Source organism: Streptomyces sp. NPDC031111, from assembly GCF_055570675.1.
Map to the genome: position 1 here is coordinate 25932 of NZ_JBVIGS010000028.1, position 11479 is coordinate 37410.

Genomic DNA, 11479 nt, shown 5'->3' on the forward strand with positions numbered 1-11479 from the left:
AGCTCGGTGTCCCAGGACCCGATCAAGGAGTTTCCGGCGTGACAGCTGTCCAATCGCCTCCCGCACCCCCCACCGCGAGGCGACGCCCCAAGGCGGTGGCGCGCATCGGTCTGTACGGCCTGCTCGCCGCGAACGTGCTGGTGGTGGCCGTCTTCTTCGTCCAGGCGGGCTTCGGCGCCAACGCCCTCGTCCTGCTGGGCCGCCTCACCGGCCTCTACGCCGCCCTGCTGATGGCGTTCCAGCTGCTGCTGGTGGCCCGGCTGCCCTGGCTGGACCGCAGGATCGGCATGGACCGGCTGACCCTGTGGCACCGGTGGGTGGGCTTCGGACTGCTGTGGACGCTGCTCGGCCACGCGGTCTTCATCACCTTCGGCTACGCCGAGATGTCCTCGATGGACCCGGTGAACCAGCTCGTCGACCTCGCCGAGACCGTCGAGGGCGTGCTGCGCGCCGTCGTCGCGCTGGCCCTGATCCTCGTCGTCGGCGCCGTCTCGGCCCGTCGCGCCCGGCGCCGGCTCGCCTACGAGACCTGGCACTTCATCCACCTCTACACCTACGTCGCCGTGGTGCTCGCCTTCACGCACCAGGTCGCCGTCGGCTCCACCTTCACCGCCTCGTCCGCCGCCACCGCCTACTGGTACGGACTGTGGGGCGCCGCCCTCACCGCCGTGTTCGCCGGCCGGCTGGTGCTGCCGCTGTGGCGCAACCGGCGCCACCGGCTGCGGGTCACGGCCGTCGTCCCCGAGAACGACCACGTGGTGTCCGTCCACATCACCGGCCGCGATCTGCACCTGCTGCCCGCCCGCGCCGGCCAGTTCTTCCTGTGGCGGTTCCTGACCAGGGACCGCTGGTGGCAGGCCAACCCGTTCTCCCTGTCCGCCGCTCCCGACGGCCGCACCCTGCGGCTCACCGTGAAGGCGGCCGGCGACGGCAGCGCGGCCCTGCGCCATCTCGAGCCCGGCACCCGTGTCTTCGCCGAGGGCCCCTACGGCGCCTTCACCGCCCTGCACCGCACCCGTCCGGACGCCCTGCTCATCGCCGGCGGTGTCGGCGTCACCCCGATCCGGGCCCTGCTGGAGGAGCTGCACGGCCACGCCGTGGTCCTCTACCGCGTGTCCACCGACGCAGACGCCGTCCTCCACGACGAACTGCGCGAACTGGCCCTCGCCAAGGGCGCCGGGCTGCACCTGATCACCGGCCCCCCGGTACCGGACCTGCTGGCCCCCGGGGAGCTGTCCCGGCTCGTGCCCGACCTCACCGACCGGGACGTCTATGTCTGCGGCCCGCCCGGCATGACCACCGCGGTGCTGCGCGGCCTGCGCGAACTGGGCGTACCGAAGCGGCAGATCCACCACGAGCGCTTCAGCCTGGCCGGATGAGGACGCGGGACGATCGAGGAGAACATCGTGAAGCGAGCACTGCCCGTCCTGGTCCTGACCGTCGCCGGACTGATCCCCCTCTGGCGCTACACCCCCTCGGCGGCCCCGGAGCCGGCGAGCGCCGAACCCGCGCCCTCCCCCTCGGTGTCCACCTCTCCGGGCAGCACCGTCCGGGTCGTCGCGGGCCCCACCGTCGACACCGAGAAGGGCCCGGTGCAGGTCGAGGTCACCCTCGACGGCGACCGCATCAGCGCCGTACGGATGCTCCGGCAGCCGGACCATCCGCAGACCACGGCCGCCGTGCCGACCCTGATCGAGGAGACCCTGCGGGCACAGAGCGCCGACGTCGACACGGTCTCCGGCGCCACGGTCACCAGCGACGGCTACCGCGAGTCGCTCCAGGCCGCCCTCGACGCGCGGGACTCCTGACGTGCGGCGCGTCGAACACGTCATGGGGTTCCCGGTGTCGCTGCGGATCGACGACGAGGGGCGCTGGGACGCCGTGGCGGACGAACTCTTCGCCGGGCTGCGCGAGGTCGACGCCCGCTTCAGCCCGTTCCGCGAGGACAGCGAGGTCTCCCGGCTGGACCGGGGCGAGTTGGGCCCGGACCGGCTGAGTCCCGAGCTGACCGAGGTCCTCGACCTCTGCGAGCGGTACCGGGCCGCGACCGGGGGCGCCTTCGACGTACGGCTGCCGGGGCGGCGCCTCGATCCCTGCGCGGTGGTGAAGGGCTGGTCGGTGCAGAGGGGTGCCGATCTGCTCCGGGCCGCCGGGGCGCGGGGGTTCTGCCTCAACGCCGGCGGGGACGTGGTCGTCGCCGGCGGGCCGTGGCGGGTGGGCGTACGGCACCCGGAACACGCCGACCGGCTGTGCGCCGTCGTGGAGCTCACCGACGGCGCGGTCGCGACGTCCGCCCGCTACGAGCGGGGCGACCACATCGTCGACGGGCGCACCGGCCGTCCGGCGACCGGACTGCTCGCCCTGACGGTCGTCTCCGCCACGCTGACCCGGGCGGACGCGGTCGCCACGGCGGCCTTCGCGCTGGGCGCGGAGGGGATCGCGTGGGCGGCCGCGCGCCCCGGCTGCGAGGTGTTCGCCGTGACCGCGGACCGGCGGGTGGTGCGGACCGCAGGGTTTCCCTCGGTGGAATCGGGGCAGGTGGCGGCGTAGCCCGGGGCGCCGCGACCCGGGTCGTGGAGTTCCGGGGTTCTGTCGGAGGCGCCGTCTACACTCGACCGGCGACAGAGCGTGCGGCCTTGGTCAGAAGCTTTCGGCACCCGAAGGGCAATCGGCGTCTTGATACGGATCGATGCAGTCACGAAGCGGTACCCGGACGGCACGGTGGCGGTCGACCGGCTGTCGCTGGAGATCCCCGACCGCTCGATCACCGTCCTCGTGGGGCCCTCGGGCTGCGGCAAGACGACCACCCTCCGCATGATCAACCGGATGGTCGAACCCACCGAGGGAACGATCCTGCTCGACGGCGAGGAGACCCGGCGCCAACCGGTGACCACCCTGCGCCGCTCCATGGGGTACGTCATCCAGAACGCCGGGCTCTTCCAGCACCGTACGATCGCCGACAACATCGCCACCGTGCCCCGTCTGCTCGGCTGGGACAAGCGGCGGGCCCGGGAGCGGGCGGCGGAGCTGATGGAGCGGGTGGGGCTCGACTCCTCGCTGGCCAAGCGGTATCCCTACCAGCTCTCCGGCGGTCAGCAGCAGCGCGTCGGGGTGGCGAGGGCGCTCGCCGCGGACCCGCCGGTGCTGCTGATGGACGAGCCGTTCTCGGCCGTCGACCCCGTGGTGCGCAAGGGACTCCAGGACGAACTGCTGCGCATCCAGGACGAGCTGGGCAAGACCATCGTCTTCGTCACCCACGACATCGACGAGGCGATCAAACTGGGCACCATGGTCGCCGTACTGCGCGAGGGCGGCAGGCTCGCCCAGTACGCGCCGCCCGCCGAGCTGCTGTCGAACCCCGCGGACGGCTTCGTCGAGGACTTCCTCGGCGCCGACCGCGGCATCCGGCGGCTGTCCTTCTTCCCCTCCGCCGCACTGGAGTTGACCACCGACACCGTGATCCCGGCCGACGCCACCGCCGGACGGATCGCCGCCGCCAAGGGCCCCCACCTCCTGGTCACCGACCCCGACGGCCGCCCGCTCGGCTGGGCCGGGCGCGACGAGCTGACCGCCGGGGACATCCGGACGGATCGACTGCTGCCGTACGGACGACCGTTCGTGCCCGGCAGCGACTCGCTGCGGGTCGCCCTCGACTGCGCCGTGCTCTCGCCCGTCGGCTGGGCGGTCGCGGTGGACGGCGGCGGCCGGGTCACCGGGGTCGTCTCCCAGCAGACCATCGGCGAGGCGATCCGCACCGCCCACGCCGAGGGCCGGGCGGACACGGACAGGGCCGGGGTCGCCAAGTGAACGGCTTCTTCGACATCCCGAGCGACCTCCAGCACAGCTGGTCCGGCCTGATCGGACTGCACATGAGGGAGGCCCTGCTGCCCGTCGCCGCCGGGCTGCTCCTCGCGCTGCCGATCGCCCAGCTGTGCGGACGCTTCCGCTGGCTCTACCCGCCCGTGCTCGGCATGACGACCGTGCTGTACGCCATCCCCTCCCTGGCGTTCTTCGTCGTCCTCATCGACTACACCGGCCAGACCGAACTCACCGTGATGATCCCGCTGGCCCTGTACAGCCTGGTGGTGCTGGTGCCGGCGATCGTCGACGGCGTGCGCTCGGTGCCGGACGAGACCCTGGCCGCGGCCACCGCCATGGGCTTCGGGCCCGTACGCCGCTATCTCCAGGTGCAGTTGCCGATCGCCGCGCCCGCCATCATCGCCGGGCTCCGGGTGGCCACCGCGTCCAGCATCTCCCTGGTCAGCGTCGGCGCCCTGATCGGCAACCAGGGCGCCCTCGGCAACCTGCTCGCCGCCGCGCAGAAGTACGACCGCCCGGAACTCGCCGTCAACGCCGTGCTCACCATGGCCGCCCTGGCGATCCTCTGCGACGCCCTGCTGGTCCTGCTGCGGGTGCTGCTGACGCCGTGGATGCCGCGCGGCACCCGCCCGAAACCCGCCGCCCGGCGGGCGGAGATCACACCGGAGGGTGCGGTCCGGTGAACGTCCTCAACTTCGTCGGCGCCTTCTTCGGCGACAGCGCCCACTGGCACGGCTACGACGGCATCCCCCAGCGCTTCCTCGAACACCTCCAGTACTCGCTGCTGGCCCTCGGCATCGCCGCCGCGATCGGCCTGCCCGTCGGCCTGCTGACCGGCCACACCGGACGCGGCGGCAACGCGCTCGCCTTCCTCGCCAACGCCGCCCGCGCGCTGCCCAGTTTCGGGCTGCTGGTCCTCGCCGTCCTGCTGATCGGCTTCGGGCTGCTGCCCGTGATGATCCCGCTGGTCGTCCTGGCCGTCCCGCCGATCCTGGTGACCACCTACGAGGCCGTCCGCTCCGTCGACCCGGCCCCCGTGGACGCGGCCCGGGGCATGGGCATGCACGAGTCGCGGATCCTCTTCCAGGTCGAGGCGCCGGTGGCGCTCCCGCTGATCCTCAGCGGACTGCGGTCCGCTGCCATCCAGATCGTGTCGACGGCCACCATCGCCGCGTACGTCAGCCTCGGCGGCCTCGGCCGGTACATCATCGACGGGCTCTACCAGCGCGACTACGAGAAGGTCGTCGGCGGCGCCACCCTCGTCGCGGTGCTGGCGCTGCTCACCCTCGCGGTGTTCTGGGCGGCGGGCCGGCTGGCCGTCTCGCCCGGAGTGCGCAGGCGCTGACGTTCGATCACCCGTGCGACAAACCGTAACGTGGACGTTCTTGACTGGCCGTGAACGGCTGGATTGGATCGGCGAATGACTTCTACCGCGAAAAGCAGCAGGTCCAGGACGAGGCACACCGGCGCGGCGGCCGTCGCGCTCGCCGCCGCGGCGGCGCTGCTCGCGGGCTGTTCCTCCGACGACACCTCCGACAACCCCCTCGACGGGGAGAAGGCCGAGGCCGGCACCGTCGTCGTCGGCTCCAACAACTTCGCCGAGAGCACCCTGCTCGCCGACATCTACGGCGAGGCGCTGCGCGCCAAGGGCCTCAAGGTCAGTTACAAGCACAACATCGGCAGCCGTGAGACGACGTACGGGCTGATGAAGAACGGATCGATCACGGTCCTGCCCGAGTACAACGGCTCCCTCCTCGCCTACCTCGACCCCGAGGCCGGGCAGGAGTCGACGGAGGCCGTGAACGAGGCCGTCAAGGCGAAGCTGGACAAGACGCTGACGCTGCTGGAGTCGTCGCCTGCCGAGGACAAGGACTCGGTCAGCGTCAACGCCGAGACCGCGAAGAAGTACGGCCTCACCACCGAGTCCACCCTCGCCGACCTCAAGGACATCGCACCGGAGCTGGTGATCGGCGGCTCGCCCGAGTTCCAGACCCGGCAGCAGGGGCTGAAGGGCCTGGAGTCCGTCTACGGCCTGAAGTTCAAGTCGTTCAAGGCGCTCGACGCGGGCGGCCCGCTCACCCAGGCGGCGCTCACCAGGAACGAGGTCCAGGCCGCGGACATCTTCACCACGGACCCGACCATCGTCAAGGAGAAGTTCGTCGTCCTCAAGGACCCGGAGAACCTCTTCGGCTTCGCGAACGTGACCCCGCTGGTCCACAAGGAGGGGCTGTCGCAGGAGGGCGTCGACGCGCTCGACGCCGTGTCCGCGAAGCTGGACACCGAGACGCTCCTCGACCTCGACGCCCAGGTGCAGCTGGAGAAGAAGGACCCCCTGGACGTGGCGAAGGCCTGGCTGAAGTCGGCCGGTCTGGACTGACCCCCGCGGGGTGCGGTGAACGGGCCGCACCCCACCGGCGGTTCACCGCGCCGGGGCCGCCTCCGCGATCAGCCGGTCGATCAGCGAGATCAGCACGTCCCGGCACGACTCCCGCTCCCGCGCGTCGCACAGCAGCACCGGCACGCCGTCCGGCAGCGTCAGCGCCTCCCGGATGTCCTCCACCGGGTACGGGTGCTCCCCGTGGAATCCGTTGACGGCGATCACGAACGGGATGCCACGGCGCTCGAAGAAGTCGATCGCCGCGAAACTCGACTTGGGCCTGCGCACGTCCACCAGGACCACCGCGCCCAGCGCGCCGACCGCCAGGTCGTTCCACATGAACCAGAACCGCTGCTGCCCCGGTGTGCCGAAGAGATACAGCACGAGGTCGTCCGAGACGGTGATCCTGCCGAAGTCCAGGGCGACCGTGGTGGCACGTTTCTCCTCGACGCCGTTCAGGTCGTCGACGCCGAGGCCCGCCATGGTCAGCGGCTCCTCGGTGCGCAGCGGGACGATCTCGCTGACCGAGCCGACCATGGTCGTCTTGCCCACGCCGAAGCCGCCCGCGATCAGGATCTTGACCGTGTCGGGTGCCGGACGCCCGGTGTGCGCCTGAGCGGTGGTGTCAGAGCCGGCCAAGGCCCTCCCTCACTTTCTGCAGCAGATCCAGGTCCGGAGTGGTGCGGTTGACGGGATGCGGGGGATGGACGGTGATCCGGCCCGCCTCCAGCAGGTCGCACAGCATGATGACGACCACGCTCATGGGCAGGTCGAGACGGGCGGCGAGCTCGGCGACCGCGACCGGCTCGGCGCACAGCCGCAGGATCCGGGAGTGCTCGGGCTGCGGCCGGGCCGCCGACTCGGGCTGCGGATCCGCCGCCGTCACCGTCGTGATGAGCGTGAAGTCGGCGCGGCTGGGCCGGGTCCGGCCACCGGTCAGGGTGAACGGCCGGACCAGCCGGCCCGCCGAGTCGCTTCCGCCCACCTCACACGCCGGGGTCGACGGCCGGCCCGGCGGTGTCCCGCGGGGCCGCGCTGAGGTGCTCGCCGATCTTCTTCACCAGCATGTTCATCTGGTACGCCACCACGCCGACGTCCGCGCCCGGACCGGTCAGCACCACCAGATGGGCGCCGGGACCGGCCGAGGTGAGGATCAGATAGCTGTGCGCCATCTCGATGAGCGCCTGGCGCACCGGGCCGCCGCGGAAGTCCATGCTGACGCCCTTGCTGAGGCTCATCAGACCGGACGCGGTCGCCGCCAGGCGTTCCGCGTCGTCCCGCAGGAAGCCGGTGGACTTGCTCACCACCAGTCCGTCCTCGGAGAGCACCACGGCCTGGTTCACGTCGGCGACCCGTTCCACGAGTCCGGTCAGCAGCTGATCCAGCTGGGTGTGGGTGGCGGGGATGGGGCGTGTCATGACGGTGTTTCCTTCTCGGGCGTCGGCGGTCAGCGGTCGGCGGGCGGGGTCGGGAGGCCGGCGGAGTCGGCGGGCACGTGGGCCGGCGCGTCCACGTCGTCCGGCGGCACGGCCCCGTCGGTGTCGTCGTCGTCCCGCGCCTGGGACGTGCCGCGCTGGAAGCCGGCGAGGGAGGAGGCGGCGCGCTCCGCGGTGAAGTCCTCCCCGGAGTCCTCCTCGGCGTCCGGCAGGGACTCCTCGCGGAGTTCGGCGGCCAGGCTGGTCTGCGGCACCCGGCGGGGGAGCGGAGTGAGACCGTCCGGGCGCGGCGCGGGCACCGACGCGGCCGGGGCGGGGGCGGTCCGGACGGCGGTCGCCGACCGGGCCGCCGCGGCCCGCGTCCCCGCGCCCGCCGGCGCGCTCACGGGGGCCTCCGCGCGCTCGGGCCCCACCGGGCCGTCGGGCGCCGCGTCCGCCCCACCCGCGGCCGTGTCCCGCCGTTCCGTTCCGGACGGCACGTCCCGCACCACGATCTCGTGCGGGACCAGCACGATCGCCGTCGTCCCGCCGTACGGCGAGGGGCGCAGCGTGACGGCGATGCCGTGCCGGTGCGCGAGCTGCGAGATCACGAACATGCCGAGCCGGAGGTCGTCGGCGAGCGCCACCACGTCGAACTGCGGCGGCTTCGCCAACTGGGCGTTGAGGGAGGCGTAGTCGTCGTCCGACATGCCGAGGCCGCGGTCCTCGATCTCGACGACGAGGCCCTTGGCCACCATCGCCGCCCGCACCCCGACAGGGCTCGGCGCCGGCGAGTACACCGTCGCGTTGTCGATCAGCTCGGCCAGCAGATGGATGACGTCGGCCACCGCGGGCGGGGCGACGGACACCTCCTCCTCGGTGAGCACCTCCACCCGCTGGTACTCGGCGACCTCCCCGACGGCACTGCGCACGATGTCGATCAGCGCCACCGGTTCGCTCCAGGAACGTCCGGGACGCTCACCGCTGACGATGACGAGGTTCTCCTCGTAGCGGCGCAACTGGCTGGCCGTGGAGTCCAGTTCGTAAAGGCCCTTGAGGACCTCGGGGTCGGTGTGCCGGCGTTCGAGCGCGTCGAGCTTGCTGAGCTGGAGGTTGACCAGGTTCTGGCTCTGCCGCGCGATGCCGAGGATGACCTTCTGGAAACCGCGCCGGGTCTCGGCCAGTTCGACGGCGGTGTGCACGGCCGTGCGCTGCGCGGTGTTGAACGCCTGGGCGACCTGGCCCAGTTCGTCGTGGCCGTAGTCCAGCGGGGTCGTCGCCGACTCCTTGTCGACCTTCTCACCCCGCTCCAGCCGGGCCACCACGTCGGGCAGCCGCTCCTCCGCCAGACCGAGGGTGGCCACCCGCAGACCGCGCAGCCGGCGGGACAGCGAACGGGTGATGCGCCAGGACAGGCCGACGCACAGCAGCAGCGCGAGCAGTCCGGCGGCGCTCAGGGAGGCGGCCGTCACCAGCAGGCTGCGGGCCTCGTCGGCGCTGCGGGTGAGCAGCGCGTCGGTCTGCTCCCGGATCATGGTGGCGTACTGCGGGGCGACCCGGCCCATGGCCTCGTCCCACCGTTCCTTCAGGTCCGGCAGTTCGACGGTGCGCTTCTCACGCGTGGGCGCGGTCGCGAGCACCTGGTCCTCGACCGCCTCGAGGGCACGCCACTCGGTGCTCTGGAGGATCCGCTCGGTCTGTGTTTTGACCTCACCGCGCAGGGAGGGCACGATCTGGTCCTCGACCAGCCAGCGGCGGGTGTGCACCAGTTCCGCGAACTCGCTCCAGCGCTGCGTGTCCAGGTGCCCCGAGGGCCAGCCGAGGGTGAGCACCGCGTTCTCCCGGGAGAACAGCTCCGCCGCGTGCTCCAGCGCGACCAGCGGTCCGGCCTCCGAGGTCAGGTCCCCGTCGTCGACCTGGGAGAGCTCCTGGAAGGCGTGGATCTGGTCGTCGTTGATCGAGGTGTACTGGTCGAGCGCCTGCTCGGCGGTGATGTCGCCGGGGTTGTCGATCTGGTCCCGGTAGTACTCCAGGCTGCCCACGGAGCCGAGCACCCCGTACAGCCGGTCCGAGATGCGCGCCGGTGCCTCGGCGATCGCGTCCGCCTGACCGACCAGCTTCGCCACCGCCTCGTCGGTCTTCCTGCGCTGGGCCTCGAGGGCGGTTCGGGAGCCGTCCGGATCGGCCAGCCAGGCGGCGGTCAGCCGCCGCTCCTGTTGCAGCGCGAGCGTGGCGTGCGTGCCCATCGCGCCGGTGGACCGGCTCAGTTCCGTCTGGGACCGCAGTTGCAGGCCCTCGGAGAACATCTGGATCGTCGTCAGTCCCCACATGCCGGCGAGGGTGACGCTGGGCACCAGTGCGAGGAGGAACAGCGAGAGACGTATGGAGCCGAGACGGCGCCGGGCACCTGTCCGTGGAGACATCGTGGTCCTAGAGCGGTCGGATGGTGGGAGGAGTACGCACGGCCGGCCCGTCAGCGGGTTCCGTCGGCGGCGAACCCGGCGACCGAGTCCGCGTTGGCCTTCGTGACGAACGCGGGCCCGGTGAGCACGGGCGCGACCCCGCCGCCGCTGATGTTGCCGTTGGTCCGGTACAGCCACAGCGCGTCCACGGCGAGATAGCCCTGGAGATAGGGCTGCTGGTCGACCGCGAACTGGACGTTGCCGCCGCGCACGGCCTCCACCAGGTCGTTGTTGAGGTCGAAGGTGGCGATGTCGGCGTTGCTGTCGGCCTCCGCGACGGCGTCGACCGCGGTGAGCGCGTAGTCCGCCCCGTTGGTGACGACCTCGTCGATGGTGGGGTCCTGCCGCAAGCGGGCGGTGATGATCCCGGCGACGGCGCGCATGTCGGTGCCGTCCACGTAGAGGTTCTCGGTGATCCCGCCGAACCTCTTCTTCACGCCGGCGCAGCGGGCCTCCAGGGCAACGTTGCCACGCTCGTGGACGACGCACAGGGCGTGCTTGGACTTGAGCTCGTTCAGCTTGTCGCCGACGGCCCGGCCCGCCACGCTCTCGTCCTGGCCGAAGTACCCCAGCAGCCCCGACGTCTTCCAGGCGTCGATACCGGAGTTGAGCCCGACCACCGGTATGCCGGCGGCCCGTGCCTCGTTGACGGGGCCCTTCATGGCGGCCGGCTTGGCCAGCGTCAGCGCGATGCCGTCGACGCCGTCCCGGACCGCCTCACGGACCAGCTCGGCCTGCCCCGCCGGGTCCGGGTCGCTCACATACGTCAGGTCGATGCCGTCCTTGGCGGCGGCCGCCTCGGCGCCCTTCTTCACCCGGTCCCAGAAGGCGTCGCCCTCACTGCCGTGGGTGACGATCGCGACCTTGATCCCTCCGGCGCCCGGGGCGGCCGCGCCGTCGGAGTCCGAGGAGTCGTCGGCCGTGCCGAAGGCGGAACAGCCGGTCGCCAGCAGAGCGACGGCGGCTGCCAGGACCACCGGTCGGCGTCTCGGGAGGCGGGAGGACGGGGGACGAGTGTTCATCGGGAGTGCGGACCTCGCTGTGCGGCCGAGCCAGAGCAGGGGAGAGCACGGACGGAACCGCGGGCGCGTGCGCCGACCGGGTGAACTCTCGCTGGCCCGGAGCCAACCCTGTGGAACCACTGGTAGTCAAGTGAACAGCCACGTGAAGTGAGGCGTTGCTGCCGCATTGTGATGAAGCGTGAGGACGAGGGGGTTCGCGGGCCGCGCCGAACCGAATGGACGGTACGGAGTGGGCTCCGACTCCCTTCCGGACGACCGTCGTTCCGTGCGGGAACACGTCGGGTCCTTCCGTGCAGTACGGATGAACCGGCCGCCGCGTTCACCTCCGTCGTGATGCGGGCATAGCGGTTCGTTCCTGGTCAACGGCCTGTTGTCGAGGGTGGG

The 11479-nt window shown here is 71.8% G+C and carries 12 protein-coding genes; 7 read left to right on the forward strand and 5 right to left on the reverse strand.

Features of this window, described 5'->3' with window-relative positions; translation table 11 throughout:
• The first annotated feature begins 38 nt into the window (after nt 1-38).
• From ACZ470_RS36545 to ACZ470_RS36575, 7 genes are all read left to right on the forward strand, one after another.
• Entirely contained in the window at nt 39-1379 is a 1341-nt protein-coding gene (locus tag ACZ470_RS36545) for a ferredoxin reductase family protein (protein WP_468434257.1), read from the forward strand.
• Nucleotides 1380-1406: 27 nt separating this feature from the next.
• Nucleotides 1407-1808 carry an FMN-binding protein gene (locus ACZ470_RS36550; RefSeq protein WP_468434258.1) on the forward strand — a complete coding sequence of 134 codons (402 nt, stop codon included), beginning with the start codon at nt 1407-1409 and terminating at the stop codon, nt 1806-1808.
• Between the two features lies 1 nt (nt 1809).
• Nucleotides 1810-2550, forward strand: coding sequence for an FAD:protein FMN transferase (locus ACZ470_RS36555; protein WP_468434259.1), 741 nt, complete (start codon nt 1810-1812; stop codon nt 2548-2550).
• A gap of 126 nt (nt 2551-2676) precedes the next feature.
• On the forward strand, nt 2677-3807 hold the full coding sequence (locus ACZ470_RS36560; protein ID WP_468434260.1) for an ABC transporter ATP-binding protein: 1131 nt from the start codon (nt 2677-2679) through the stop codon (nt 3805-3807).
• Nucleotides 3804-4502: an ABC transporter permease gene (locus ACZ470_RS36565; RefSeq protein WP_468434261.1), complete on the forward strand. Its 699-nt coding sequence runs from the start codon at nt 3804-3806 to the stop codon at nt 4500-4502. Before ACZ470_RS36560 ends, ACZ470_RS36565 begins: the two co-directional genes overlap by 4 nt.
• Nucleotides 4499-5164, forward strand: coding sequence for an ABC transporter permease (locus ACZ470_RS36570; protein ID WP_468434262.1), 666 nt, complete (start codon nt 4499-4501; stop codon nt 5162-5164). Before ACZ470_RS36565 ends, ACZ470_RS36570 begins: the two co-directional genes overlap by 4 nt.
• Before the next feature lie 75 nt (nt 5165-5239).
• A complete protein-coding gene (locus ACZ470_RS36575; protein ID WP_468434263.1) occupies nt 5240-6196 on the forward strand; it encodes an ABC transporter substrate-binding protein in 957 nt (318 codons plus the stop codon).
• A gap of 42 nt (nt 6197-6238) precedes the next feature.
• Here the strand turns inward: ACZ470_RS36575 and ACZ470_RS36580 are convergent, their stop codons facing one another.
• The 5 genes from ACZ470_RS36580 to ACZ470_RS36600 are packed head-to-tail and all read right to left on the reverse strand — an operon-like array spanning nt 6239 to nt 11095.
• The gene (locus ACZ470_RS36580) at nt 6239-6835 is read right to left on the reverse strand and encodes a GTP-binding protein (protein ID WP_468434264.1); all 597 of its coding nucleotides are present in this window, start codon (nt 6833-6835) and stop codon (nt 6239-6241) included.
• Entirely contained in the window at nt 6822-7181 is a 360-nt protein-coding gene (locus ACZ470_RS36585) for a DUF742 domain-containing protein (protein ID WP_468434265.1), read from the reverse strand. Before ACZ470_RS36585 ends, ACZ470_RS36580 begins: the two co-directional genes overlap by 14 nt.
• 1 nt (nt 7182) lies before the next feature.
• The gene (locus ACZ470_RS36590) at nt 7183-7614 is read right to left on the reverse strand and encodes a roadblock/LC7 domain-containing protein (RefSeq protein WP_468434266.1); all 432 of its coding nucleotides are present in this window, start codon (nt 7612-7614) and stop codon (nt 7183-7185) included.
• Nucleotides 7615-7643: 29 nt separating this feature from the next.
• Entirely contained in the window at nt 7644-10034 is a 2391-nt protein-coding gene (locus ACZ470_RS36595; protein WP_468434267.1) for a sensor histidine kinase, read from the reverse strand.
• A gap of 50 nt (nt 10035-10084) precedes the next feature.
• The gene (locus ACZ470_RS36600; RefSeq protein ID WP_468434268.1) at nt 10085-11095 is read right to left on the reverse strand and encodes a substrate-binding domain-containing protein; all 1011 of its coding nucleotides are present in this window, start codon (nt 11093-11095) and stop codon (nt 10085-10087) included.
• Nucleotides 11096-11479: the final 384 nt, after the last annotated feature.

Coding starts and splice junctions, on each gene's coding strand:
- ACZ470_RS36595 (WP_468434267.1), bottom strand. CDS start 10,034: ATGTCTCCACGGACAGGTGCCCGGCGCCGTCTCGGCTCCATACGTCTC.
- ACZ470_RS36600 (WP_468434268.1), bottom strand. CDS start 11,095: ATGAACACTCGTCCCCCGTCCTCCCGCCTCCCGAGACGCCGACCGGTG.
- ACZ470_RS36590 (WP_468434266.1), bottom strand. CDS start 7,614: ATGACACGCCCCATCCCCGCCACCCACACCCAGCTGGATCAGCTGCTG.
- ACZ470_RS36575 (WP_468434263.1), top strand. CDS start 5,240: ATGACTTCTACCGCGAAAAGCAGCAGGTCCAGGACGAGGCACACCGGC.